38 protein-coding genes are annotated in these 25338 nt (G+C 46.6%); 25 read left to right on the top strand and 13 right to left on the bottom strand.

All coding sequences use genetic code 11. The features are described from left to right. Positions 1 to 114: 114 nt before the first annotated feature. From C6W44_RS10245 to C6W44_RS10305, 13 genes are all read right to left on the bottom strand, one after another. On the bottom strand, positions 115 to 387 hold the full coding sequence (locus C6W44_RS10245) for a helix-turn-helix domain-containing protein (protein WP_158676715.1): 273 nt from the start codon (positions 385 to 387) through the stop codon (positions 115 to 117). 148 nt (positions 388 to 535) lie between these two features. Next, the gene (locus C6W44_RS10250; RefSeq protein ID WP_105245372.1) at positions 536 to 811 is read right to left on the bottom strand and encodes a hypothetical protein; all 276 of its coding nucleotides are present in this window, start codon (positions 809 to 811) and stop codon (positions 536 to 538) included. 32 nt (positions 812 to 843) lie between these two features. Then, the gene (locus C6W44_RS10255; protein WP_105245374.1) at positions 844 to 1347 is read right to left on the bottom strand and encodes a DNA N-6-adenine-methyltransferase; all 504 of its coding nucleotides are present in this window, start codon (positions 1345 to 1347) and stop codon (positions 844 to 846) included. Between the two features lie 11 nt (positions 1348 to 1358). Beyond that, positions 1359 to 2117 carry an exonuclease domain-containing protein gene (locus C6W44_RS10260; RefSeq protein ID WP_105245376.1) on the bottom strand — a complete coding sequence of 253 codons (759 nt, stop codon included), beginning with the start codon at positions 2115 to 2117 and terminating at the stop codon, positions 1359 to 1361. Continuing rightward, the gene (locus C6W44_RS10265; RefSeq protein ID WP_105245378.1) at positions 2114 to 2650 is read right to left on the bottom strand and encodes a hypothetical protein; all 537 of its coding nucleotides are present in this window, start codon (positions 2648 to 2650) and stop codon (positions 2114 to 2116) included. The genes C6W44_RS10260 and C6W44_RS10265 overlap by 4 nt, the downstream gene beginning before the upstream one ends. Continuing rightward, entirely contained in the window at positions 2643 to 3242 is a 600-nt protein-coding gene (locus C6W44_RS10270) for a hypothetical protein (RefSeq protein WP_105245380.1), read from the bottom strand. The genes C6W44_RS10265 and C6W44_RS10270 overlap by 8 nt, the downstream gene beginning before the upstream one ends. 32 nt (positions 3243 to 3274) lie before the next feature. Beyond that, positions 3275 to 3619 (bottom strand): hypothetical protein, encoded by a 345-nt coding sequence (locus C6W44_RS10275; RefSeq protein ID WP_105245382.1) that lies wholly within the window; start codon positions 3617 to 3619, stop codon positions 3275 to 3277. A 147-nt stretch (positions 3620 to 3766) separates the two neighbouring features. Further along, positions 3767 to 4591, bottom strand: coding sequence for a hypothetical protein (locus C6W44_RS10280; protein WP_105245384.1), 825 nt, complete (start codon positions 4589 to 4591; stop codon positions 3767 to 3769). Positions 4592 to 4613: 22 nt separating this feature from the next. After that, positions 4614 to 5273: an ATP-binding protein gene (locus C6W44_RS10285; protein WP_105245386.1), complete on the bottom strand. Its 660-nt coding sequence runs from the start codon at positions 5271 to 5273 to the stop codon at positions 4614 to 4616. Then, positions 5273 to 5455: a hypothetical protein gene (locus C6W44_RS10290; RefSeq protein WP_105245388.1), complete on the bottom strand. Its 183-nt coding sequence runs from the start codon at positions 5453 to 5455 to the stop codon at positions 5273 to 5275. The genes C6W44_RS10285 and C6W44_RS10290 overlap by 1 nt, the downstream gene beginning before the upstream one ends. After that, positions 5452 to 5733 carry a hypothetical protein gene (locus C6W44_RS10295; protein ID WP_105245390.1) on the bottom strand — a complete coding sequence of 94 codons (282 nt, stop codon included), beginning with the start codon at positions 5731 to 5733 and terminating at the stop codon, positions 5452 to 5454. The genes C6W44_RS10290 and C6W44_RS10295 overlap by 4 nt, the downstream gene beginning before the upstream one ends. Before the next feature lie 56 nt (positions 5734 to 5789). Further along, positions 5790 to 5948: a hypothetical protein gene (locus C6W44_RS13415; protein ID WP_158676716.1), complete on the bottom strand. Its 159-nt coding sequence runs from the start codon at positions 5946 to 5948 to the stop codon at positions 5790 to 5792. Between the two features lie 217 nt (positions 5949 to 6165). Next, the gene (locus tag C6W44_RS10305; RefSeq protein WP_105245395.1) at positions 6166 to 6858 is read right to left on the bottom strand and encodes a S24 family peptidase; all 693 of its coding nucleotides are present in this window, start codon (positions 6856 to 6858) and stop codon (positions 6166 to 6168) included. A gap of 148 nt (positions 6859 to 7006) precedes the next feature. Here C6W44_RS10305 and C6W44_RS10310 point away from each other — a divergent pair, with 148 nt between their 5' ends. The 25 genes from C6W44_RS10310 (at position 7007) to C6W44_RS10435 (ending at position 25314) form a co-directional block, all read left to right on the top strand. Next, positions 7007 to 7258, top strand: a complete 252-nt coding sequence (locus C6W44_RS10310) for a hypothetical protein (RefSeq protein ID WP_105245398.1) — start codon at positions 7007 to 7009, stop codon at positions 7256 to 7258. Between the two features lie 24 nt (positions 7259 to 7282). Then, a complete protein-coding gene (locus tag C6W44_RS10315; protein WP_105245400.1) occupies positions 7283 to 7924 on the top strand; it encodes a hypothetical protein in 642 nt (213 codons plus the stop codon). Then, positions 7921 to 8847 (top strand): hypothetical protein, encoded by a 927-nt coding sequence (locus C6W44_RS10320; RefSeq protein ID WP_105245402.1) that lies wholly within the window; start codon positions 7921 to 7923, stop codon positions 8845 to 8847. Before C6W44_RS10315 ends, C6W44_RS10320 begins: the two co-directional genes overlap by 4 nt. A gap of 74 nt (positions 8848 to 8921) precedes the next feature. Continuing rightward, positions 8922 to 9404 carry an HNH endonuclease gene (locus C6W44_RS10325; RefSeq protein ID WP_199774480.1) on the top strand — a complete coding sequence of 161 codons (483 nt, stop codon included), beginning with the start codon at positions 8922 to 8924 and terminating at the stop codon, positions 9402 to 9404. Continuing rightward, a complete protein-coding gene (locus C6W44_RS10330) occupies positions 9401 to 10438 on the top strand; it encodes a hypothetical protein (protein ID WP_158676717.1) in 1038 nt (345 codons plus the stop codon). The genes C6W44_RS10325 and C6W44_RS10330 overlap by 4 nt, the downstream gene beginning before the upstream one ends. Before the next feature lie 6 nt (positions 10439 to 10444). After that, positions 10445 to 11338 (top strand): ATP-binding protein, encoded by an 894-nt coding sequence (locus C6W44_RS10335; protein ID WP_105245406.1) that lies wholly within the window; start codon positions 10445 to 10447, stop codon positions 11336 to 11338. Then, positions 11335 to 12183: a DNA adenine methylase gene (locus C6W44_RS10340; RefSeq protein WP_105245408.1), complete on the top strand. Its 849-nt coding sequence runs from the start codon at positions 11335 to 11337 to the stop codon at positions 12181 to 12183. Before C6W44_RS10335 ends, C6W44_RS10340 begins: the two co-directional genes overlap by 4 nt. Then, positions 12180 to 12449, top strand: coding sequence for a hypothetical protein (locus C6W44_RS10345; RefSeq protein ID WP_105245410.1), 270 nt, complete (start codon positions 12180 to 12182; stop codon positions 12447 to 12449). Before C6W44_RS10340 ends, C6W44_RS10345 begins: the two co-directional genes overlap by 4 nt. Further along, positions 12446 to 12691, top strand: a complete 246-nt coding sequence (locus C6W44_RS10350; RefSeq protein ID WP_105245412.1) for a hypothetical protein — start codon at positions 12446 to 12448, stop codon at positions 12689 to 12691. Before C6W44_RS10345 ends, C6W44_RS10350 begins: the two co-directional genes overlap by 4 nt. After that, on the top strand, positions 12688 to 12996 hold the full coding sequence (locus C6W44_RS10355) for a hypothetical protein (protein WP_105245414.1): 309 nt from the start codon (positions 12688 to 12690) through the stop codon (positions 12994 to 12996). The genes C6W44_RS10350 and C6W44_RS10355 overlap by 4 nt, the downstream gene beginning before the upstream one ends. A gap of 23 nt (positions 12997 to 13019) precedes the next feature. Beyond that, positions 13020 to 13544, top strand: coding sequence for a hypothetical protein (locus C6W44_RS10360; RefSeq protein ID WP_105245416.1), 525 nt, complete (start codon positions 13020 to 13022; stop codon positions 13542 to 13544). Positions 13545 to 13757: 213 nt separating this feature from the next. Further along, on the top strand, positions 13758 to 14204 hold the full coding sequence (locus tag C6W44_RS10365; RefSeq protein ID WP_105245418.1) for a hypothetical protein: 447 nt from the start codon (positions 13758 to 13760) through the stop codon (positions 14202 to 14204). 35 nt (positions 14205 to 14239) lie between these two features. Then, positions 14240 to 14587: a hypothetical protein gene (locus C6W44_RS10370; RefSeq protein WP_158676718.1), complete on the top strand. Its 348-nt coding sequence runs from the start codon at positions 14240 to 14242 to the stop codon at positions 14585 to 14587. 253 nt (positions 14588 to 14840) lie between these two features. Beyond that, entirely contained in the window at positions 14841 to 15131 is a 291-nt protein-coding gene (locus C6W44_RS10375; protein ID WP_158676719.1) for a hypothetical protein, read from the top strand. Then, positions 15131 to 15922, top strand: coding sequence for a hypothetical protein (locus tag C6W44_RS10380; RefSeq protein ID WP_105245425.1), 792 nt, complete (start codon positions 15131 to 15133; stop codon positions 15920 to 15922). The genes C6W44_RS10375 and C6W44_RS10380 overlap by 1 nt, the downstream gene beginning before the upstream one ends. After that, positions 15919 to 16317 carry a hypothetical protein gene (locus C6W44_RS10385; protein ID WP_105245427.1) on the top strand — a complete coding sequence of 133 codons (399 nt, stop codon included), beginning with the start codon at positions 15919 to 15921 and terminating at the stop codon, positions 16315 to 16317. The genes C6W44_RS10380 and C6W44_RS10385 overlap by 4 nt, the downstream gene beginning before the upstream one ends. A 46-nt stretch (positions 16318 to 16363) precedes the next feature. After that, positions 16364 to 17182: a hypothetical protein gene (locus C6W44_RS10390; RefSeq protein ID WP_158676720.1), complete on the top strand. Its 819-nt coding sequence runs from the start codon at positions 16364 to 16366 to the stop codon at positions 17180 to 17182. A gap of 84 nt (positions 17183 to 17266) precedes the next feature. Beyond that, complete coding sequence (locus tag C6W44_RS10395) at positions 17267 to 17935, top strand: HGGxSTG domain-containing protein (protein ID WP_105245431.1); 669 nt, start codon at positions 17267 to 17269, stop codon at positions 17933 to 17935. Then, positions 17898 to 19400: a terminase large subunit domain-containing protein gene (locus tag C6W44_RS10400; RefSeq protein WP_227526420.1), complete on the top strand. Its 1503-nt coding sequence runs from the start codon at positions 17898 to 17900 to the stop codon at positions 19398 to 19400. The genes C6W44_RS10395 and C6W44_RS10400 overlap by 38 nt, the downstream gene beginning before the upstream one ends. A gap of 54 nt (positions 19401 to 19454) precedes the next feature. Further along, complete coding sequence (locus C6W44_RS10405) at positions 19455 to 19634, top strand: hypothetical protein (RefSeq protein ID WP_105245433.1); 180 nt, start codon at positions 19455 to 19457, stop codon at positions 19632 to 19634. Continuing rightward, positions 19625 to 20062, top strand: coding sequence for a hypothetical protein (locus C6W44_RS10410; RefSeq protein WP_105245436.1), 438 nt, complete (start codon positions 19625 to 19627; stop codon positions 20060 to 20062). Before C6W44_RS10405 ends, C6W44_RS10410 begins: the two co-directional genes overlap by 10 nt. Continuing rightward, entirely contained in the window at positions 20059 to 22437 is a 2379-nt protein-coding gene (locus tag C6W44_RS10415; RefSeq protein ID WP_105245438.1) for a hypothetical protein, read from the top strand. The genes C6W44_RS10410 and C6W44_RS10415 overlap by 4 nt, the downstream gene beginning before the upstream one ends. An 11-nt stretch (positions 22438 to 22448) precedes the next feature. Continuing rightward, positions 22449 to 23402, top strand: coding sequence for a hypothetical protein (locus tag C6W44_RS10420; RefSeq protein ID WP_105245440.1), 954 nt, complete (start codon positions 22449 to 22451; stop codon positions 23400 to 23402). A 222-nt stretch (positions 23403 to 23624) separates the two neighbouring features. Further along, positions 23625 to 24755: a N4-gp56 family major capsid protein gene (locus C6W44_RS10430; protein WP_105245445.1), complete on the top strand. Its 1131-nt coding sequence runs from the start codon at positions 23625 to 23627 to the stop codon at positions 24753 to 24755. Between the two features lie 106 nt (positions 24756 to 24861). Then, complete coding sequence (locus C6W44_RS10435; RefSeq protein WP_105245447.1) at positions 24862 to 25314, top strand: hypothetical protein; 453 nt, start codon at positions 24862 to 24864, stop codon at positions 25312 to 25314. The last annotated feature ends 24 nt before the right edge of the window (positions 25315 to 25338 follow it).

Here is a 25338-nt window from a genome sequence, read left to right on the forward strand (position 1 = left end):
AGAAGTTCTCATGGGTACTTTTGCTTGCCAAAAAACAGCCCTACGGCCAGACATGGCCGTAGGGCAGGGCAGGAAAACCGTAACGACCTTCTAAGAAAGATTTGCAGGCCGCCGCTACGCATATTGCGCGGTACACTGGTAGGCCTCGTTGGTTAGGTAGTCGTCCAGATCGCGTTTGTAATAAACGATACACTTGTGGCGCGGCTTAAAAAACGGTATGCCCTTGGTGTTTGTGCAGCGCATTTTTTGCAGTGTTGCGGTGGACACACCAAGGTAGCTGGCCGCGTACTCAGGCGTCAACGGTGTGTCGTCCGGATTGTTAATAACAAACTGCTTCATCTTCATTTTTTCGTCTTCAGTGACGTTTTTCCATAGCTTCTTAGCCATTATCATTCTCCATCAAGCCATATTAAAAGTTACTGATGCCTCAACATCAAATTCAGTGCCGCACTTCGTACAAGTAGCGGTCACAATGTCACCGTCACATACCAAGTCTTCGCAGGTATAACCGCCGCCGCACTCAGGACAATTAGCATCACCCATTGGACGCCTCGTCTAAACATTCACGCGCATTCTTGATGTGAGCGCGTAACTTAATATTTTCGCCAGCTAAATTTTGAATCTTCTGACGTAGTGCGATTAAGTCTTGCTGGTCCTTCTTGCGTGCGACCTCATAATCATGACTGACCGCGCTTTCAATCATGTCGGCAAACTGCTTGGTGCCTGGTAGCAGGGTGTAACTTCCATCGTCTTCTTTGCTTGCCGCCATGAAGCACGCTTTTGCCATTTTTACCAATCTTTCATCATTCATAAAGAAAAGCTCCTATATTAAAATGTTTGCTGTTACTGCTTTTTGTCGGTTATCACTCGCTCAGACAAATCCACATAGCAACCCGCTATCTTCATGTTTTTAAGGTATTCAGCGTTTTCTTTACCGTAAGCCACTAGAACACTTGGCGCTCCGGCTGTACCACCTTTCTCACCTTCTACCGTGTAGAAACTCAGGCGACCTTTGATAAAAAATATCGCGTCGGCTTTTCCCCATACTGAGTTAAAAAACATTCGCGTTTCAGTGCGAGCAAAAACAAGTCCGATTGCATTACCATAGTCGGCACACTTATCTAGCCACTTCTGCGTTTCTTTACCGTAGGGCGGATTGCAGAACACACGCCCTTCCCATTCTTTGTGCAGCCCTTCGTCCTCTATCGTGTAATGTTTCTTGGCGGTATCCCACGGCCTACCAATAGGCGAGCATGGGTCTAAATCAAACTCGCCCAATGCAGCCAGAATATGTGGCGGCGTTAGCCACTCGTCTTTTTGTGCTTCACGCTCAAAACTTACATCCATTTCTGTATTCCTTACACGTTGATATTAATATTTCTGGTTATGGCATCGAGACACGCCTTAACCAGATAAGCGTTGTCATGGTTTTTTATAATCCACTGCAAGTAACTGCGATCAGTGACCGCTACATCTTTGATGGCCTTGCCTTGGTGCTTACCAAACGTAAAAGTAAGCGGTATTCGCGCCTCTTCGCTGGCAAGGTATAACTGTTCCATACTCGTGATATTGCCTAGCTCGCATAAGTGCTCAAGCAGCCATAGCGTAAACGTCACATCGTAACCAGCATTGTGAGCATTGCGGCAATACTGACGCGCCAGATCAGGATTAATCGCGTAGGTGAGTGCGCCTAGTGAGTGACTGTCCAAGTCTGGCAGTAATCGACGCGCCAGCGCTTGCGTGCAAATCGCTTTGTACTGGCTAACATCGACACCAGCATTGGCCGCGACTTGAATGTCGAAATCCACGTTATGGCCGATAATATACGCTTCACCGACTGGCAGATATTGCGGCACCACAAGCTTATGGTTTCGGTAATCCTTTACGTCGTCTGGCGTGATGTGACTGACTGCCATTGCGCCGTAGCTGATTGTGCGGTCAGGACAGCAATTAATGGTGTGGCTAGGTATTCCGTCACCAATATCGCTATACATCATTTCAGCGACAATATAACCATCTTCATGAAAGCGTATGTTTCGATACCCAAGCTGCGTCGCTTCCGCTTCCTTGCTAACATCGGTTGCTTCAAAATCAATTATCATTGCTGGCGTGTTCATGCTTTTTCTTCCTTAACAAATTCTTCCCATAGGTAATCGTAAGAGAACGGCTTAACCAACCCCATAACTGGCTTTGGTTTATCGCGCTCAGCCTTAAGTGCTTCAACGTCAATTTCTTTAGGAAACTTAGACATGTCTTTTTGCGCTCGTACTACAACATACGACTTACTCATAATGACAGCGCCGCTACCGTTACGCGCTGCATCAAACGCCATGTTTGCAGCATCCGGTATGGTGCGCTTATCACCATAGCCTTGATAATCAATCGTGGCACAGTACATCTCACCATCCGCCATACATACATGGCCGGTCACAACAAACTTGCGTGGCGACTCTAGTATCTCTTTGCGCTTGTCAAAGCTCGTCCAATCATCAAAATACTCGGTCCGACTCTTGACTTGATCACCAGTAAGTGAAGCATCGAGGGGTATCTTCATATATCCTTCGTACATTTCAGGCTTACTGGCTTTAACCTGGTTCGCCTTTTTAATTGCCGCCTTCTTACGCTTATCACGGTTTTTAGCCTTAGCCATGCGCTACCTCCAGACTTAACTCATACCAATCCTGCATCGTGTGCAGGTCATTTAAAACACTGACATGCCCAAATATCTCGCGCATAAACCCAATGTCGTGACGGCCATGCCAGTTGTGCGGCATACAAGCGATAGCGGTGTTTTCGCAAAACTCATAAATCAGCGTCGCTATCGTGTAGCTACCAAGTTTTGGGTAGAGTTTTTTGATGACCGATGACATGCAAATAAAATCAAAAGCATCGACCGGCACGCCAGCGTTAGACAATAACTGCATGATCTGCTTTGCGTTGTGGCAGACGATATAATCTGTCTCAACATCGGCCATAACGTCGTTTAAGACGTTCTTGTAGTAGTCAGCGCCGTCCAGCTCTCTGTGGTGAATGCCATACAAGCCCTTTTGCTCGCTTGTGATTGAGCGCCTTACATAACAAAGGCGGTGGCTTTCTTCCCAAGGCTTCTTAGGGTTTGCCTCAATAACGCCCTGACTTGTATCAGTAAACATGATCTGCGACGATGCCACCTGCGTTGCTTGGGCGTACCTGGTTCTGTCAGTCGCCTTGATATCGATAATTGTTGCTGCTTTTGTGTTCATAATGTTTTTTCCGTAGTAGAGAAAATAGGGGCTTAGTGCGTACCGGCCGCCTGATATGGCTCAGGCTTTGTTTTTTGATCTCTAAACTTACTTATCGATTCGTCCATGTGACGGGTTAATTCAGTAATAATCTCAATCATAAGTAGATTGGGTTTTTCAATCGCGCCCTGTTTAAGCAAGTAGTCGAAGTTTTGAGCTATCGCGGTAGCTTGCATCCCCATCATTGCTGAAGCAGTGCCGGCACAGTGAACCAACACCGTTCCCTTTTGATTTACATCGGTCGAAATAACAACCATTGCGTGATTTACATCGTCACCAGTGACTTCATTGAAGCTATTGATCAAATCCTGAGACTCTTTTTCAATATTCTTATTCATAATCATTTTTCCGTAGTAAATTGAATAGGGTGTTTAGGCTGGCAGTTGCCCTTTCAAACTACCTCAGCGTCATAGCCTTGGTGAGCCATCACCTCACCAACTAGCTGATACAAGTCACCTAAACGATTGATGGTTTATTCCAAAAAGTTAAAACTGACCGTCAAAATAGGGGGCAAACGGGATATCGTCATCTACTGGACCACCGCCATTCATAGCAGGGTTGTTGGCTGGCGCGTTGTTTTGGTTTTGATACCCTTGCTGGTTCTGAGTAGCTGCGCCACGCTGATAGCTTACGCTACTGCTCTGCATTGGGTTCCCACCATTCATTTGGTTGTTGAAACCATTTTGCGGCTGTCCATTCATCGCCGCTTCGTTTTCGGCCTTTTCTTTGGACTTGGCGCTATACTTGATCATCGCCTCGGTCACAGTGTTAAAGGCGTCTGGGTTGGCTGGCTGGTTATTGGCCTTTTCAAACGGTAGCTGGCGCGTATCAGCATCAAAGACATTAAACAACTCAGGCGCACCGCGCTTTACTTCATACTTTGTCTTATGAAAGTAGTATCTGTCCGTCAAGAACATGCCAACTTTCTTGCCAGCCAGCTCAGGCGCAACCATACCGCTAACTGTTACGTCTTTTTGCTCGTCATAGTTATATTCTTGGTAAGAGCCTTGCACTTGCGAAAGTGACGGTGTGTTGGTGCAAAGCATCATGGCGTTGATAATGTTTTCACCAGACCAACTTCTGCCTGATTCGTCCGCATAAGGAATCTCGATCATCGTGGTTGATTTGTCCGCGTTCATAATATGGACAGTAAGGTTGTGGACTGCCGGACTCATGCGCGTGTTAGTTTTCCATGCCGCGCTAATGATCTTATAAACATCGCTGGTATCGCCAGTAATGTAGTTTGACTGGCCGACCTTCGCAGCCTTTGATTTGTCCAACTGCCAAACTGATTGTGATTGCTGATTCATGGGTGTTTCTCCTGATTAAAAATTAAGCCTGTTCTGGCTGCTGGTTTGGGTTTTTTGCAATGCCGTAGTATTCGCATATCGCGTCATCTACCGCGTTAAGGTCATTCGGGATAAGCTCAGACTGGAACATATCTTCAGGACTTTTAACGGTGTTAAAGCCATTGTTTTGCGTCATGAAGAAGTGGCCGTCATCACGGAGTGTTGTTTGAAGTACAGTGGACACAAGACCTTCCAGTACAATCTTGTCATCTAAAACCTTACCCATTGTCTTGATGCGCTGGCGTCCATTATCTTCTTGAAGGTGAGCTAGTATGTAAACGCGCTTGTCATTACTAACGTGATTGATTGCAGTATCAAACACGGAAAAAGCGTTGTATGACAAAATGTTATAGCGATCAAAAGCAGCGCCTTTCTCATACTTCTGATTGTTGCCACGTATGTACTCAAGACTCATGATGTATTGAAAGTCGTCAATGACAATAACAGGGGCCTTGCTTCTAACTAGCGCGTCGCAAATCTTAGGGGCGCTATCAGTTGCAAGCTTTTTAAAATCCTTGCCACCACGAAAGGGTAGTGGTTTGTTGACGACATTGATAACACCAGTTTGGCTTGGGTCTAAATGTTTTAGGCTGTAGGACTTGCCTTCGCCACTATTGCCTAGAATTAAAGTCACGATAGCCATCAGCTGCCCTCCCCATCCATCATAAAAATACTGTCAAAGTCAGCAAGCAAGCGGTCACTTACTTTCTTGTCGGTCGGCTGGCGCGTGCTTTCTTTGCAACCGCTGCCAATGCAGGCTGTTAGGCGCAGCTCATCTTCTAGCGCCCACTCCCACTGAGCTTGTGGCTGTTGGTACTCACTCATAACTCTCTCCCATACGCCGCAGCGATTACTTTATTTGCATGAGCCGCTTCCTTAGCCTGCTGGCTCGCTTCGTACTCTTCCCAGCTCATATCGTCCTCGCTGGCAGGATCGGTGTTTTCCTCAAGCCAAAGCTGGTGCTCTAAGTGCGTGCGGTCTTGCGACTCGATGCCAGTATCAATGGCGTTTGCGCCAGTGACGACTATCGCGCTGGCGAGTAGGGCGAACAATGCGAGCTTTGCTGTCAGCTCGGCATTGACTAACTTTAATAATTGTTTCATAATGGGTTCTCCGTAGTAGGTAAGCCCTGATCAGTTGCGTCTGATTGGGGCTTTTTTTATGCCTGATCGTTAAGCGCTTTGATCAGCGCGTCTGCCAAACGCACTGCTTTAACAGCGACCTGGTGAGTAGTGAGACGGTTATCAGTTGCCGCGACTTGCATAGCAGCTATTGCTATTTGATCGCGTCGGCTTAACGGTTCTGATTGATTACTCATAAGATGGTCCTTATGTGGTTGAGGGTAATAAACAAAGCGATTGCTTGCAGGGCGATTGCCGTTTTGATGCACCTATTATGCGCATACGCATTTATAAATGCAAGTATTATTGCATTAAAAAATGCACTATATGCACAAACGCATGACCACAGACACAAAAAAACCACCTGCAATGAGGTGGTTATCAAGTTTTTCTTATTCTTATTTGATATTGCGCTTAGTGACCAGCTCTAAAATACTGTCGGCCTATTATAATTAGGCTTTCGTGATTGTCGGCTGTAATTATCTTGTCCGGGTACTTATCATTAAAGCTATGCAGTCGTAAATTGCCGCCGCCTTCCAAAAAGACCTGTTTAAACATGCGGTCCCCATCTAGCAGCAAGGCATAAACCTGACCGTCTTTTAGTTCTTTGTCGCTGAGTATGACGCCAACTTCATCTTTATCATTGATGTAAGGAGCCATACTATCATTGACAGCGCAGACCAACTTAAAGTCTTCCGGCCTCACGCCTGCCTTAATAAAAAATTCTTCTTCAAAATCCCTGTAGCCCTTTATTTCCTCAAAGCCAAAGTCTTTGTTTCCATCGCCACAGCAGAAAACCACGCTGTAAATCGGTATTGATATCAACTCTCTTCTCCTTTCTTTTACCCGAACATTATTACTGTTAACAATAGGCGTTAACAGACTTTTATTTTCCTCGTTTGTAAGGTCGTTATATCTCAAGTCCGCAACAGACACGCCGAAATAGTCCGCGTACTTCTTTAGGGTTCGGTCACTTGGATTGACCGTGGTTCCGTTCAAAATCCGAGATGTGGTTGTTTGTGGAACGCCAATATCATCTTGAAGCTGGGTGGCGTTCGTCCTTTTGCTGTGCATTAGGTGATCTAGGTTCTTAATAAGAGTGTTCATATAAACCCCAGCGGTTAATTGGCTAATATTTTGTGTTACTTATTTTATGCGTTTACGCATATCTTTAATAGCGTCAATGCAAAAGTGGTTGCTTTAATGCGTAAGCGCATTATAATAAGCGTATCGATATAAAAAAGAGAATCCAATCATGCTACCTCCTCATATCTGCCTAGAAAAGCTAGAAGAGGCTGGTATCAATCAAAAAGATATCAGCTCAAAAGTTGGCGCCAATCAGTCAAGTATCTCTCGCATCCAACGCCAGTTATTCAAGAATTCTGGCTGGCAGACGGTAGAGAGAATTCAAAGTCTTTACCAACACGTCTGTGTAAATAAAGAAAGTATCGATAGTTTCTTGGATTATGAGGAATACATCAAAACCCAAGATATCGAACATGCTTAACCACTACTACTACGGAGTTAAATCATGTCCACAAATCAATTATCACTCGAAAAACAGCGCCAGTCACGCAATATGCAATCAGACATCTTGCACGCAGTTGCAGAGACTAGGCAGGTAAATGTCGCTAAATGCCTTGGCGTAGAGTCAAGTACAGTCGGTCGCTGGCTAGATGCAAAAAACCCAGAAAGCCAAGTTGTGCGCTTTTGCGACATGCTCGCACTTTGCGGCCTAAAGATCGTGCCAGCTAATGCGAAATGCTATGACGCGGCAAAAATCGAAATACTGTTTCGTATATCAAAGGACCATTTTCAGCGTTTAGATGCAGTTGATGACTTCTTTCAAAACGACGCTGGCATGACTGACAGCACTGACGCTCGTTACAGTCGTGCTTGTGCGCTATCAAACGTAAACACCTATCCAAGCCGCTTATCTACAAAGCTTGCCAGCCTTTATGCCGCAATCAAGCGCTCAATAACTGCTAAGAATGATGTTATTAGACCGCCAACATTGGTCGCAAGACAAGCGGCACGCGACGAGATAGAAGAAGAGCGTCAAGCACTCACTGCCGACGAACAGAAGTTTTGGAACCTGTTTTATATCTTTATTCACGCTGTATTGGTACTGGTCGTACTGTCAGCAATTTATAGATTTTGGGGTGAATCATGATCGAAGAAATGCACTTTGCCAATGTTAGCACGCGTGCAAAGCTCATCAAAAAAGAGTGGGCGGCAGCGGTTGCGGAATACTTAGAAGAAGTTGGCGCAACCGACCTCGATGACCCAAACGCACCAAAACGCAAAACACCGCGCACCGACGCACAGCTACGCGAGCTTGAAGGTATTGAGCGTAAAAAAGCCGACGAGCGAGCACAAGCAGAGTACAAAGCGGCAATGGAGCGCTTGAACAACGGCACCGCGGTACTGCGTCAGCCCAAAGAGCGCACGCCGGTAGTGGTCACTAAACCAAAAGGCAAGGAGCTGGCCAAAAAGCCGACCAAGCCGCGCAAAGCGAGAGCTAAAAAGCCAACCAAGGTGGTTTTGACAAAAAACTATCATCAGCTGCGCGAAGCGGCGGTAAATAACCGCATTAAATCCATGCTCAAGATGCTAAACGCTGGCGGGAAAATTGAAATGTTAGTTTCGACAGACCGCAAAAACCATGCGCTTTACTGTTTACAGCGTAAAGACATCGTGCGCCTCAGAGAGCGTGCCAGCGAAGACCTTATCCGCGTTAAAAACATTACTAGCGGGAAAAGCTACTTCGTACTTGATCGTTACCCGCGTTACAGCGCTGATACACCGATCAACATACTAGAGCCAAAAGCATTATTGCGAGCGCTTACGAGCGGCAAGCTGGTGCGCGTTGATAGCATCAAGCAAAACCTTTCGCATGTCTATAAGCACATTACCGAACTGGTCAAGTCTTACGGCTTTAATATCCATTCAATACATGCAGACAACAAGCAAGTGATTGGCTGGATTTTACTAGAGGATGAATCAAAAGAAGCTGCTTATAAAGAGTTTGAAGCTATCGCGGCAGGGATCGGCGCAACCGTCAAGCAGGTAATCGCTGCGGGCAACGGGCAATAAAAAACGCTCATCAATGCGACTTGATGAGCGTTCAACTAACTAAACACGTACTGGATACGCAAGAGGATTATGACATGAGTTATCAAGATATACAACAAGAAGCGCAATCAGGATTCATTTTTCAACAAGGCGAGCTTAGAGAGCCTATAGGCGAACCACAGCACTACGAATGTCAGATTTGTAGCAATGAGGCAAGCGGCAACTTCTACGGTACTGGTTTTATGCTATGCGTCTTGTGTGCTGACTATGTGGCCAATGTTTACACGCATTTGCGTACTGGAAAATATGCCACATGGGATATAGAAGATGAATCGACCGCAGCAAGAAAGGCAAAAAGAAAGGATGTGATTACTCAGTCCTTAAGAACACAAGTTTTTGAACGCGATCAGTACCGCTGCATTAATTGCGATTCCCATAAAAAACTATGTGCCGATCACATTTACCCTGAGTCAAAAGGTGGTGCTACCACACTAGAGAACCTACAAACCCTATGCCAGTCGTGCAATAACTCAAAAGGCACTAAGACGATGGAAGAATGGTTAGGGGGTGCAAAGTGAAATACTCAACTGACATAGTAGAGCAGCTAATGGAGCAATACTTGAGAGTACCCGTAAACCTTCTAAAGATGCAGAAGGTTATTAAAAACCCTAGTGCGTATCTTTGCTTGCAATTTATATGGGCAAAAACGAGCTGGAAGAATAACTCTGACACGATTTCTTATTCTCAGTTTAAAGATGATGATCGTTACGGTACTGGCTTAAGCATTAAAACTATCCAGCGCTCAATCGAAAAATTAGAAGAACTAAAGCTAATTATTGTTAAACCTAGTTTTAACAATATGCACCAATTCTCTATAAATATAGCTGAAATAAATCGTTTGGCTGATGACCAAGCCCAGTCAAAAAGCACACAAGCCAAGTCAAATAGACCTGACTTGGAAGATACAAGCCCAGTCAATTTGTCTATAAGCCAAGTCAATTTGACCTACAAGCATGGTCATTCTGTCTATAAGCCTAGTCAAATTGACCTACACATAACTACTTCTACATTACTACCTTTTAATACTTATACATTAACTACTAGAAAATTATTTAACACAGATAATTCTACGGTTAAAAAACTATCACCAGCAAAACAAGAGCGAGAGATTTTAGTTAAATCGCTTTTTGAAAAATGGCTTGAGTTGTCTGGCCAAAGAATCAAGCCATCCAAAAAACGCCTTAGCCACATCAACGCACGATTGGATGACGACTTCACGGAACAGCAAATCATAGATGCCATGACCTACGTTGCTACCGATAGCTGGCATGTAGCCAACGGTCAAAATCTAATTGAGATTGCTGTTCGGTCAACTGAGCAGTTAGAAAAGAAATTAATCAAGGTGGCTTCACTCGCTAATCAACCACCAGTCAACCACCAGTCAAGCAAGCCACAGCGCTCAACGCCTGATCCTCTTGCAGTCAACGCAAAGTACGACGTACCAAGCGAAATGACCGACGAGCAGAAACGCGCATGGTTCGCAGGTGGCGCAGACAGCAATATGCCAAGCGATATCGCACCAGACAACAGCCACGACTACTACTACGGGTAAATCATCATGAACACAGCATACGAAAACGCATCACTCAGAAACCCTAAGCCCGAATTGCTTGAGCCTACACACACGGCAGGTCGTGGTAACGCGCTAGATAACATCATGAGCCGCATGCCAGCGTTTAATACCGTCCCAGTTACCACAGACTGCCCAAAACATGGCAAGCAGCGCTGGCAGGTCACAGAAGCAGTTGCTAACGCTGGTAACGTGCAGTGCCAAAAGTGCCAATGGGAGCATGACGCGCAGCAAGCCAAGCTACAAGAGCTAAAGGGCGACATGCTTGCCAGCCTAGATATACCAAGCGAGCACATCAACGCTGATTTTAGTCAATGGACGGTAGGCGGTGATGATCAGACTCGCGCACGCATTGCCAAGATCATCAATTTTGCCAAAGGTTACGCAGCAAACTACCGCAAAGGCCATGCCAACATCTTACTCACAGGCAACACAGGCACAGGCAAGACCAAGCTTGCGTGTTTGATTATCAACGAAATCGTGCGTCAGCGCTACTACGCACAGATGACCGTGGCATTTAAGCGCTCAGGTCAGATTCAGCACGAGATAAAAGCCACTTGGGATAAGACCAGCAGTGACAGCGCAGCGAGCTACATTGAGCGTCTGAGCCGTTCTACCGCTTTGATAATTGATGAAGTAGGTGAAGGTGATACGTCAGCAGTGGATAAATGGGCTGATAAAGACCGCGAGCAGTTATCAGCAATCATCGATAGACGATACCAGCTACGCTTGCCAACGATTATCACTACCAACATGACTGATAAAGAATTTTATGACCATATTGGTGATAGAGCGTCAGACCGCTTGAGACAGAACATCGTGCAGATACCCTGCGTGTGGCCCAGCTATCGCGTGTTGACTGGTCGAGTGAGGACGTTATGAGCATCAAGCCTTTAATGCGGTACCACGGCGCGAAATGGCGTTTAGCCCCTTGGATTATCAGCCACTTCCCGCAGCACCATTGTTATGTAGAGCCTTTTGGCGGTAGTGCTGCGGTGCTTATTAGTAAAGAGCCGTCAAGTCGTGAGGTTTATAACGACAAGAATTTTGAGATTGTAAATCTGTTTAACGTCATTCGTGATGACGAAATGCGAACGCAGCTGCTGCGCTTACTTGTTATGACGCCTTATTCACGCACTGAGTTTGAATTTGCAAAAGAAGTTGGTCAATACGATACGCCAGTGATGATCGCGCTTAAATTACTGGTACGTGCTCAAATGGGCTTTGGTAGTGCTGGTGCAACTCGCGGCAATACTGGTTTTAGATTAGACACAGCTCGAGGCGGCACCTCGTTACAGTCGCTTTGGTCAGACTTACCAGCAAACGTACTTAATGTGACCGAGCGCTTACGTAATGTCGTTATCGAAAATACCGACGCTTACAACGTGATTAAGCAACATGACCGCAGCAACACGCTGTTTTATCTTGATCCTCCTTATACGCTAGACACGCGCACAAACAAGGACAGTTACGGAAAGTTTGAAATGCGCGAGTTTGAACATACTCGTTTACTCGAGCTGACTCTAAAATCAAAGGGTATGTTTGTGATTAGTGGTTACGACAATGAGTTATACAACGACACGCTGGCTGGCTGGACTAAATCATCAAGACAGACAGCTATCAGTAGTCGCAATGGTAGCGGTAAGCGCACTGAAGTGCTTTGGATATCGCCTAATTGTGAGCAGCAACAGACAGACCTTTTTGGTTTCGAGGAGATAAGTGCGTGAATTGGAATGATTTAACGGATTTGATTGAGCGTAACGGCGAAACGCAGTTGACGCAAAAGGTTTTTAAGGACGAGCCAGCCAAAATAAAAAGCGCGGTCATGGACTCGCAAGGCAGAGTGTTTTTATTTGAGTGTAATAAGAGTCACTTAACGCCCAATCATCGGTCGTGGGTATCTGATATCGAGACGGGCTTTTACTTCTACGGCGGTGGTTTTGATACTACCGATTGGCAGAACAGCGCGATAGATAGGGAGGTGAGCGCGTGAGTAAGTTTATAGCTAGGCAATCATTAATTTTAAATGATTACGAAAGTCATCGCTCGCTATCGTTTCAGTTTTACGAACGCGGCGTGATTATTAAGAGCAAGCAAGACGAAGTAAATAACAAGGAAAGTGGTGGTAGTCCAAATCATTTCTCATGCTTGATAGCTTCACACCTAAACAACGAGGAAGCTATCAAGCTGCGTGACCGTCTTTTAGCTCGCTATCCCCTTGAGTCTGACAAATGAAAAAATCCCCATCTGACTACACGCCAGGCGAGCGCAAATTTGCTGATCTAGTAGCAGCGCTCAAGGCTGGCAAGCCAAACGCCTACACGTACCGCGTAAATAGCGCGGTTACTAAGGATGGTGATTTTGTAATAGGTCTGACGTACCACAGCGGGCGTCAGATTTACTCAGCAACCGCGATTGAGATAGACGGCGTGAGAGACAACGGCAAATTGTGTGAATGGGATGCAGAGGGTGGGGCGCTAGAATGCGATTTAAGCGCACTTAACATTGATTCGGTACATACGTCGGTCAGGACGATTTAAAACAAGCGTAGGGGTGAAATTGAATGATTTTGATAGGGATAGACACAGGGGTGAGCACTGGTTTTGCGTGGAGTATTAACAGTAAGTTGCAAAGCGTCGATACCGAGTCGATTTTGAGCGCTCAAGATAGAGTGTTAAACATCATTAATTCTACTGATAGCGCTGGCATGGACGTTATTGTCTGTATCGAGGACGTGAGACTGCGTAAGTGGGTGCCAAAAGGCGTGGGCAAGGAGCGCATGCAGGGTGTTGGTTCGGTTAAGCGTGATTGCTCAATATGGCAAGAGTTTTGTGAGCGACACGGCATACGGCATATCTTTGTCGCACCAAAAGCAATACAGACTAAGCTTAGCGAAAAAGATTTTCACATGATTACTAAGTGGCCATACAAGACGTCTGAGCACGCACGAGATGCAGCGATGATGATCGATAAAGTCTATCGGCTATTAAAGCGCAAGCATATCAACATGCCAGCCAAGTTTGAGCCAAAAATTAAGAAACCGCGCAAGCCAGCGCTATACAAAGTTAAAAAGGAGAAGCTGTTGTGATTAATCTAATTGTTTTGGCGTCTCTTTTGTTTGCAGTGGTTTTGATGGTATTGGCCATCGTGTTTTTAGCGGTCGTGTGGTCGGCAAACGGTGGTGATCACTAGCAGAGAATAAAAAAAACCGCCCAGAGCTGGCAGGCAAGGGCGGTTTGGCTGGCAAGTAACACGGCAATGTTATTCGCAAAATCATTATACATTATTTTGGGGATAGCTGATGAGTGATACGATTGATAAAACAGTTGATTTGCTAGAGGTGCAAGGCTGGCTGACTGGGTGGGGAGACTTTTGTAATCGTGAGACAGTAGGTGGTCATCTGGGCTATCAATCGCCGTGTGCGATCATCATGCGCGATAACGTAGAGCAGCAGAGCGCAAGCGTTCGCCCGGTGTTGTGGAATATGGACGATCAGGCGTATTACACACTGATAGACCGCGAATTGGCTGGCATGAGACAGTCAGGTGACAAAGAACTTATGATGTGGGCCAGTCTGATACGACGCTATTACTTGTACGGCATGTCTTATACTCGCTTGAGCAAGTCGGTCGTGAGTGAGTATGAGCATGGCGAGGGCACGACTAAGCGCAGTCATGTGCGAAAGGTGCAGGAGCATTTAGCTAATGCTGAGAAGCATATTTATGAGGCGATATTGGAGTTGAGCTGATGGGTAGGCAAAGACCAGTAGTGAGAAAGCCGTTTATGATCATTGGTGGTCAGAATGATAGTCGAGACGGTGAAATAATCTATCAGGATTGCTTCTATGGTGAGCTAAGACCGATGACGCGCAGTGTGTTCTTGCCTGATCCTGTCACTGAGCTTGATAAAGTGATGGACCTAGGTTTTTTATTGAGGTACGGCACGCCAGAAATAGAACAAAGAGAGTCGGTATATTATGAGTATGAAGCTGATTGTGTTGCTCGATATGGTCCGGGCGTCTCAAAGTATTGGTTTTATCGCTTAGTTGGTGACTTGACTTACAAAGAGCGCTATACGGCAGACCATATATGGCAGCGATTGCATGAATTTTATAAAAGTCTTGATGATTAAGCCTGCTTAGCCCACACGCCAGCCAGCAATTCAACCCCATGCAAACAAACTTCAAGTGTTTTATTGTTAATTTTCATCACAGCGTTAAAAAAACCTTGATTATTGGCACGACTTGAGGTAAGTTTGTGATATCGTGAACGGGTAGGTCGATGGATAAGAGGTTGTGTGTAGCAACCTGCCAGACTTACCGCACTAAACATATTCTAAAAAGCTCATACCTTAATTGGTGTGGGCTTTTTTTGTGGGTGATTTTATGGCTATTGAACAAGTGTCGTTGACTGTTAGTGATAGCTGGACAAAGTTATCAGTCGGTGATTGTGTGATCCAGACGCCTAGCAATCAACAAAAGAGTATTGAGTTTGCTATTAGCGACACTCAGCCGGGCGCTGGCGTGAAAGCTTTTGCTGCTAATTTTGGCGAGCCGACAACCATTGGCGCGTTGGGCAGTAGTGTCTGGGTGCGTAGAAAGGCTGTGAAGCAGACGCCGGGTATTACAGTGAGCGCTTCTAATGCTGATATCGTCGTTGCTAGAGCACCGTTTTAATGAATCGCGTCGGTTTTGGACAAAGCAGCTTTGCGCTTAAAGCTCTTGGCTTTACAAGTAAAGTAAACCCCGATGACGCAATACTCGCCCTGTTTACAGGCGGTAAACAGGGCGTATGGTACGACCCATCAGACAAGTCAACACTGTTTCAAGACGTAGCAGGGACGGTGCCAGTCACGGCTGACGGTGACCCTGTGGCATTGATGTTAGATAAATCAGGCAATAACAACCACGCAACGCAGACTGTGAGTACGTCAAGACCTGTTTATATGACAGATGGTGAGCTTCACTGGTTAGAGTTTGATGGGGTTGATGACAGTCTATCAATACCAGATTATGATATTCCTGATAAAGATAATTATATACTTGCGTTGACTATACGAAGTGTAAGCAGCTCTATTGGAGCACATGAAAGGATTTATTACTATAACAACTCAAATGTAGGTAACATACAAGTAAACATCAACAACTCCCATAAGTTAAGCTTCACCCATGGTGATAGTATCTACGTACCTAACGCCTCGACAAGGGACGCGGTCAAAGATAAAGATTTAGTAGTGGTAACTACCGCAACAAAATTATTTGTTAATGGTGAACAGGCGGTAGCTCCGGACATGGGTGCACCAACACCAGTAGGCGAGGGACACTTTTTAGCAACTAGGGCGGATAAAGAGGTTTACTATAAAGGACGTATCTACTCGTTAATTGCATCAACACCTAATACTGTAGATGACAGAACTACGGTTGATATAACGAATTACTTAATGATTAATGCAGGAATAGTAACATGAGTGACTACAAGCACAGAATGAGCCTAGCCGTACCGCAAGCACTCATGCCACAAGCCAATCAATTAGCGTTAATCGTAGGTGTGTCTGAGCACGATGATAAAACGTTTACATCTGCTAACTGGCAGGACAAAGACGGAAATCTGTACGCTGTCTGCTCAACAGTAATTAAGCCTGTTGTGTTGTCACTTGCTGATGTATCACTTGCAGATAGCCCTCTACAAACTAAAGGTGCTGATTTGTCTTTAGCACAGCAAGCACTAGATAAAGTTGTGAGGTACAAACAGGGCGATAAGGTAAGTTCAGATACGATTATGTGTGCTATTGATTTTGAGCCGTTGCAAGTGTTTAGCGATATGGGGTTAATGACGACCAACAACGAGCTAGTCGAAATATAAACAACAAACAACCATGTTTTTAGGTGGTTTTTTACGGGTGATTTTTATGGCTATTCAGCAAGTTGATTTAAAAGTACCTAACGGCGATACGCCGCGCTCAGCCTTCACAAAGGTTAATGCTAACTTTAGCGACCGAAGCCATGCGGCGAGTCGGTTAGTTGGTATAGACAGCATTGGAAGTTTGCCGCCTGTTGAAATGTTTTCAGAAGCTTTTTATTCACCTTTGAGCGTTACAGGTGTCATGATTGACTCGGAGTACGACGCAAACAATTTTGGCTACGGTCGGCATTACACAAGCGGCAGCACGATAAATGGTGTCGGCTGGGGGTTTATAACAACAGAAGAAACAGCAGGTAACGGAAGGTATCAGACGTATAGGGGTTCTATAAAGTTAGAATTGAAAGTCCGACTCAGACCAAACAATTCAGATGTCTGGACTCCGTGGGCAACAATTTACCACAGTGAAAACACAACAAAAGAAGCAGCTACAGGCTACCTAGTCGCATCAAGCCCTGTTTTAAAAGTGCAACATGATAACTTTGAGAAAGTACATGAAGCCGAGCAATTAGACATTGACGTGCAGCGCGTAGCGACAGGTGTTTATGAAATCACAGGAACGACAGGACTGCGTGATAATGACGGTTGGTATCTCAAGCCACCAAAAGACATTAACGGAAACGTGCTGTGCATCTGTGAAGCGACACAAGACGGCGATGTTATCACGCTCAAGACTTACAAGAAAAAGTTTGATTTTGAAACCGTGTCTATTGTCGCAGATTATGAGCAACCCACAGATATTCCCGAGGGTGCTGAGGTAATGCTACGTTTTAATGATTTGCCGATTGATGACGCGCCAGCCCTATAACCTTACAACCAACCCTTTTGACTCATAAGTATCTGTTTGCTGTGAGTCTTTTTTACATGCGAGGTAAGCTAGAGAGGTATAAGCATGGCAGATAATATTTGCGGTGCTAAGACTCGCTCAGGCAAATCTTGCCAAAACAAGCCGATTGCTGGCAAGAAGCGCTGCCGTTTACATGGTGGATTATCGCCAGGCGCGCCCAAAGGTAACAAAAATCGTCAGACTCACGGTATTTATAGCCGTATCTTTGATGACGCGCAGATAGATGATGCGATTGCGATGCAGGGCAATGTGAGTCGTGAGCTGGCAATCGCTCGCATACAGCTTGCTAATTTGCTTGCTTATCGTAAGACGCAAGAGGACACGCCAGCGCTTGCAGAGATCAAAGACGAAACGCTGGCTGACGAAGAAGATGAAGAGACGGTCAAAAAGGCGCGGGCAAGAGACGCTGCGCGCTGCGGTGAGTATTATGATCCGAACGAAGATGACTACGGCGGGCAAGAGTCAGAGCCGTTAAAGCGTACCCGCGTTTATAAGACACGCGATTGGGCGAGCGAAGAAGCAAGGCTGATTAATCTAATCGCTAAACTTGAGTATCAGATACCTAAGCAAGCAGCGGTCATGTTGGAGCTTGAAACACGGAAGAAGGAGCTTGAGAGAAATCCGGTAGGCGGCGCTAAGACGAAAGACTTAGAGAGCATGACAGACGAGGAGTTAGATGAGTATGCTCTTGGATTGCTCAGCGGAAAGCCTTAAAGCCTTACTGCCAGGTCTTAATGCTGCTAATAAACGGGCGCTTATCGCGGTCATCAAAGAGCGTGAGAAGCGTAAGAACTACAAGCTGTATAGCTTCTTCCCTAACGATGGGCCATTTGCCCGTCATGGCTATACCAAGCACCTATCGTTCTTTAAAGACGGTGCGTTTTACGGTTCACGGCTATTTATGGCGGGCAACCGCGTCGGCAAAACGATTGCTGGCACGTATGAGGACACCTTGCACGCCACCGGTCTTTATCCGGACTGGTGGAAGGGTAAGCGCTTTGATCATCCAACCAAAGGCTGGATTGCTGGCAAGACCAACGAGACAACGCGCGATATTTTGCAGGTTGAGTTGTTTGGTAATGTTATCTACAAAGACGGCGGAAAGAAAAAGACTATAGACGGCACAGGCATTATTCCAATCCACCTGATTGATGAAAAGTCTATCAGGTGGAAGTCTGGCGTCGCTGACTTGATTGATACGGTCAAGGTCAAACATGCCAGCGGCGGGTGGTCGTACATTGGCCTAAAGTCGTATCAACAAGGCCGAGGAAGCTTTGAAGGTACGGCAATGCACTACATCCATTTGGATGAGGAGCCGCCCGAAGAAGTTTATACCGAGTGTCTGACACGTACAGCGACAACACGCGGTCTGATTTACATCACGTTTACGCCACTGATGGGCGTGACACCGATGGTCAAGAACTTCATCGAGAAAGCCGATGAGGGTATTAACAGCGTTACTCGTGCGACGTGGGACGATGCGCCTCACTTAACCGAAGACGATAAGGCTAATTACCTAGCACTATTCCCCAAGCACGAGCATAAAGCCCGTATGCAGGGTATTCCATACGCAGGTAGCGGTCTTATCTACCCAATCGATGAAGATGAAATTATCATCGAGGCGTTTGACGTGCCAGCCCACTGGCCGCGCATTAAAGGCTTGGACTTTGGTTGGGACCACCCAACATCATGTGTCGAGCTGGCATGGGACAGAGATAATGACATTATCTACGTCATTAACGAATACTCAGCAAGAGAGCGTACACCGCAAGAGCACGCGCCGCATATCAATGATAGCGGGTCGTGGCAGCCGGTCGCATGGCCTCACGATGGCTATCAGCACGACAAGGGTAGTGGTAAGACGTTAGCAGAGCAGTACGAGGCTCATGGCGTTAATATGCTTGATGAGCGTGCGACGCATGAGGACGGCAGTAATGGCGTTGAGGCTGGACTCATGGAGATATTGACGCGCATGGAGCAAGGCCGCTTTATGGTCTTTGATCACTGTACCGAGTGGCAGGACGAGAGACGCACGTATCACCGCGACAAGGGCAAGATTGTTAAGCTGTACGATGACTTGATGGACGCCACGCGCTATGCGGTGATGATGCTTAGATATGCTCAGGTTAAGCCTAGAGCTGCTGGCAAGAAGGCCAATAATAATAGAACGGTTATATAACCAAACACCAAAAGCCACCTCATCGAAGGTGGCTTTTTTGTGGGAAAAATAAGCATGACGCATTACCAGATACCCAATAGCGTACTGTTTGGCAGAGCGAAGGCTGGCAAGCACAGCGGAGTGAGTAAAGAGCTGCAAGCCTACAGCTTAGAGACGCTACAGAAGCGTGCGAACAATGGTAATGCGGAAGCTAAGCGGCTCATTAAGCAATTAAAGGACAAGCAATGTCACTAACAATACGATACGGCGTGCCAGCCCCAGCGGTTGTCCGCAAAGGCTATGGCTTGCAAGCGTTTGTCTCAAACGTGTTTTTTGAAGCCGACGAAGGTGCAACCGCTAACGATGCTGCATTGATACTGTGCCGTCGTGCGTTTGGCCTTGGTAAGTCTTATATTGCTGTGCGCCGCAATCAAGCGTACCAGTTGCGCGACAAAGACGGTGCATTCTTGGCAGACACCGCCGAGGACTGCGCTCAATACTTATGGAATGGTCACGCAACAGACCGTGAAAAGCATGTAATCATGGATTGCTTGCTTGAAAACATTGATCAGTTAGTCATGCACAAGCCCGAAGGCGAGGACTTAAACCGCAAGGCGCTTGATAAATATTTTGAGGGTGAAGAGACGTTTACCCACGGATTAATGGATATTGCCAACTCATGAGTAATCAAGCGACACACGGCCTTGCCGATGACTTTAAGCTAACAAAAGACGGTAAGTTTCTTGTGTGGGCGCATGATATGTATGAGTACGAGCGCGAAGCACAAGCAGAAGGCCGAGCACTGCGGGCACGCGATGAGCGCTTTTATGATGGTCATCAATTCAGCGACGAAGAAAAGCAGGTTTATGCAGAGCGCAATCAAAAGCCGCGCACGTACAACGAGATCAAGCCAGCCGTCGATTGGATTATTGGTAGTGAGCGCCGCGCACGTAGCGACTGGAATGTGCTACCGCGTACCGCTGATGATGTCGAGCCAGCCCAATTAAAGACCAAGCTTATTAAGTACATTGACGATATCAACAAAGCCAAGTGGCAGCGCAGCACAGCGTTTGAGGATTGCGTCAAGACTGGTGAAGGCTGGACCCGTATCAGCGTAGAGCCAAACGAAGATGGTGAGCTGATGATTCAGCTTAACTATGAGAACTGGCAAAACGTACTGGTCGATGGTCAATCGGTCAAAGCGGATATGTCTGACAGCCGCTATATGTGGGTATCTAAGATTGTTGATTTAGAAACCTTGCAGGCGTGGTTCCCCGATAAAGAAAGCGAGCTTGAGCTGGACGCTGGCGAGTATCAAGAGCTTGAGGATGACTTGAAGTCTGACCAAACAGGCGATGACGGCAACGACTTGTATAACAATGGCTATCGTGCGCGTGGCTGCGGTGATGCTGCTATTAATGTGGTGCGCTCAGGCTCAATGAGCATCACGGGCGGCTACTACTCATCAACCCGTCGTGCAGTGCGCGTGTGGGAAATGTGGTACCGCAAAACAGAGCGAGTCACGCTACTGGCTAACGCAGGTGGCCTAACAGGTCAGATATTCGACAGCAACAAGCAAGAACATCAAGCAGCATTGCAGTCTGGCGCTAAAAAACGCGAGACAGTACGCGAGCAGATGTATATGGCTATCTACACTGCGACGACTGTACTGTTTCATGGCAAGTCAATCTACAAGCATAACCGCTATCCGTTTGTCCGTCGCTTGGCCTTTATTGACAAGACAACCAAGTCGCCTTATGGCGTGGTACGTCAGATTGTCGATCCGCAGTCGGATTTGAACCAGCGTCGTAACTATGCGCTATATCTCATGGCCACACGTCAAGTGATTGCCGAGGAAGATGCGGTAGATGATAAAGATGAAGCCATCAAAGAGGTTGCTAAGGTCAATGGTTATATCGAAGTTAAGAAAGGCAGACGCTTTGAGATACGCGACAATCAATCGCTGGCAGGTCCTCATGTGCAGTTTGCTGAAATGGACAGCGCTTACTTAAAACAGATCAGCGGTGTAACCAGTGAAAACCGTGGTATGAACCAAAATGCCATGTCTGGTATTGCTATCCAGTCATTGCAAGAACAGGGCACTGTCATCACCACACCTATCATCGACAATCACCAACTGGCCCATCAAATTGAGGGCGAGATTGTATTGTCATTATGCGAGCAGTACATCAACCGTGAGATGCAGTTTAGGGTTACAAGCGATATTAAAAACCCCAGCAAGAAAGACTTTGTGGTGCTTAATGAGTCACCAGAGACGGACATCACTGCAACACAGGCAGACTTTGTTATATCAGAGCGTGATTATCGTCAGACGATGCGTCAAGCACTGTCTGAGCAGCTAATCAACGTCTCAGCACAGATTACGCAAGCCACAGGCAACCCAATGTTAGCGATTGCCTTTATCGAAATGGCAGTTGATTTACAAGATTTGCCCAACAAAGAGCGCTTACTCAGCAAAATTCGCGAAGCCACAGGACTACCACCCCTTGATGAAAACGACGAGCAGAAACAAGCGCGTGAAGAAGCACAAGCGCAAGAGCAAGCGAAACAACAAGCCATGCAAGAGCAAGCGCTTGAGTTGGAGATTGCGAAGAAACAATCGGCAATCAACCTCGACAACTCACGGGCTAATCAGTACAACCGCGAAGGCGAGCGCGAGAAAGCCAATGCGCGCCGCGCTCAAGCTGAAGCAATGGTCAAGTACCTTGAAGCGGCTGGCGTGGTCGTACAAAACGCTGAGCTTAGCAGTATTGCTGATGATCTTATTAACAATATGGACAACATCATGAATGGTACGCAACCGGCCAGCTCGCAACAGCCGGTACAGGGCCAGCCAATAGAGCAAGCGCCAGTGCCGATGCAGGTTAACATGCCAGCACAGCAAGAGCAGACGCAGCCCACACAAGAACAGCTAGTCATGCCAGAGGGTGAGGCACCCGCTGGCGAGAACGGACAAGAACCAATGTCACCAGAAGAAGCCGCCATGATGGAGCAAGCATTAATGCAGCAACAATCAACCGAACAACCCAATCCATAAGGATAATTGATATGACAGTAGATACACACGATGACGACTTTGACATCGACACCACAGAGCTAGACAACCTGCCAGCCGATGAAGTAGATGCTGACGATGACCTTGATGAAGATTTTGGCCTAAGCTACGACGGTTTAACCCAAGCTGAAATCGATGCTATCAATGCTGACACTGATGAAGGTGGCAACAGTGATGAAGATGAAGATACCGAAGCTGATGCTACTGACGATAGCGATGCTGGCGATAACGATACAGCCAACGACGCTGAGACTGACGGCACTGATGACGCTGATACTACTAATCAAGACGATTATCAACAAGAAGCCGCGACGATAGCAGAAAAGCGCGCCGCTATTGATGCAGAGTTTGACGCTAAACTTGCTGAGCTTGAAGCGCTAGGTAAGCAGTACGATGATGGTGATATCTTAGATGGGGCGTACAATACCGCTAAGGTTCGTATTGAGCGCGACTTAAAGCGTATTGAGGCGCGAGAGGCGGAGCTTGTCACAAAAGAAGATGAGATTGCTGAGCGCGAAACCAGTAAGCAAGAGCAGTTTCAAAACGACTTTGCTGTCGCAGTAAACGACTTTATGGCGCGTCCTGAGAACAAACCTTTTGTCGAAGGCAGCCCTGAGTTTGCCGCGCTTGACCAACAGCTAGGCGTCATTGCACAAAGTATGCCGCCTGGCACGCCGTTTGATGTATTGCTAAACAAAGCTCGCGCCGCTGTATCGTCTTATATGGACCTGCCTGATGCTGGCAAGAAAGAGGATAAGCCTGCTGACAAGTCGGTCAAACCAGACCCAGAGACGATGCCTAGTATCTCGAACATGCCAGCGGTCGTTGCTAACAGCAACGATAACGGCAAGTTTGCCCACCTAGACAAGCTTGATGGGCCAGCGCTAGAGCGTGCAATCGCTGATATGAGCGAAGCGCAGCAAAACGAATACCTGCTAAATCAATAGGTTAAAATATATTTATGAATAAGATACGCTATCGAGACTGTAGCATAGGCGATGTTATCGAGGTGACTGGCCCTTGTACGATTGTGGTGGAAAAAAAGAGCGGGCGTTCACCAAGACTAAAAGTGATAACCGATCAAGATAGCGACGTGAGTTTTTTAACGGGTGAACAAGCGCATACGTGCTGTGATACCAAAAATAGTCTGACTAAAGGAGACTAATATCATGGCACAGACTAAAATCAACGACAGCCAAGCTGTCAAAAAATGGGCAGGTGCGTTATTCGGTGCCGCTTTCGTAAAGTCTTTTTACGGTAGCAAGCTGATGGCCTCTACCAAACTGGTGGGCAAAGCCGGTCAAATGGCAAACGCGCCCATTGGTGTTATCAATGACTTAGAAAGCGGCGCAGGTGACAACGTATCATTCGATATGTTTGTTCAACTCAAAGGTCGTGGTACTTATGGTGATGACGTTCTTGAGGGTAACGAGGAAGATTTAACCGCGTTCACGGACGAAGTTAAAATCAACCAAGTTCGACATGGTGTGACGCCTGGTGGCAAGATGAACCAAAAGCGCACTATCAATGACTTACGCGCAATCGCCAAGGTCAAGCTTGAGCGCTGGCACGCGAACCACTTTGATGATGTCGTGATGACAACGCTGGGCGGTGGCCGTGGTCATGCGAAAGACTTGTATATCCCGCTGGGTGCAACGGCGCCTATCCGTGGCACCATGGATTACCAGAAGTACGATGAAGATAGTATTGTCTATGGCGGCTCTGCTACATCAAAGGCCAGTATGACGACTGCTGACACCATGTCTCTTGATCTTATTGATGAGCTGGTACTCAAGTCTAAGCGCGGCGGTAAAGCTGATGGTGAGTTTCGCATGGAGCCACTAGAAGAGTCGGCAGAAGAATACTACATGCTGACGCTATCGCCTGAGCAGATTCATGACTTGCGCAAAGATACTGGCACTGGTGGCTGGCTTGATATCCAAAAAGCGGCGGCTGCTGCTAACGGTTATCAAAACCATATCTTCAAAGGCTCGGCTGGCGAGTACAACAAAGTTCACATTAAAGAGGTGAATAGTGTTGTGACGTACAACGACTTTGGTGCTGGCAACAACGTGAAGGCGCATACAGGCGTATTCATGGGCCGTCAGGCTGCTGTGGTCGCCTTTGGTAGTGCAAGCGATAAGAATATGCGCGCCAACTGGGAAGAGAAAGAAAAAGACTATGGCAACCAGGTTGGTATCTCTGCTGGCATGGTGTACGGCACCAAGCTACCAGCGTTTGATGGTAAAGTTGTCAACTCAATGGCAGCTTATACCGCAGTGAGTAAGTCACGCGCTTAATCTGATACACAAGGTTGGATTTCAAATCCGAGCAAGTTGGTCATGCCAGCTTGCTTTTTTATTATCTATTTTTTCTGTTTAGTATCTCTATAAAGGACACAAGACTATGGCCAAGTTCCAGTCTGAGCGCTATTTGCATAACACGCAGATTCAAAGCTCAATGATTAGCGGTGTGACTAACACACCAACCATTACCCACAAATTCCTTGCCGAAACCACTGTGGCTGTCGGCGATTTTATCCTGATGTGCAAATTACCTGAGCGCTCAGCGATTCTGGGTATTGAAGTGGTGTGTAGTGCACTAGGTGCTGGTATCACTGCCGACGTGGGCGTCATGGATGCCGATGAAACCGATATCGCCGCCAAGTTTATTGCTGATGGCGACCTTGCCGCGCAGAAATGGATTAAGATTAATGACAATGTGATTGAAGGCCGACTAGCTAAAGTAGTAGATCGCCCAACAACTATTGCCATTAAGCTAAAAGGCGCAGGCACGATTCCGAAAGGCTCGTTCATTCACATCACACCGCATTACCGTCACGCCAGCAACGACGAGTAAGCAACTACTGGTAAGTCATTAAAA

Source organism: Psychrobacter sp. Marseille-P5312, assembly GCF_900291405.1.
Lineage (GTDB): Bacteria > Pseudomonadota > Gammaproteobacteria > Pseudomonadales > Moraxellaceae > Psychrobacter > Psychrobacter celer.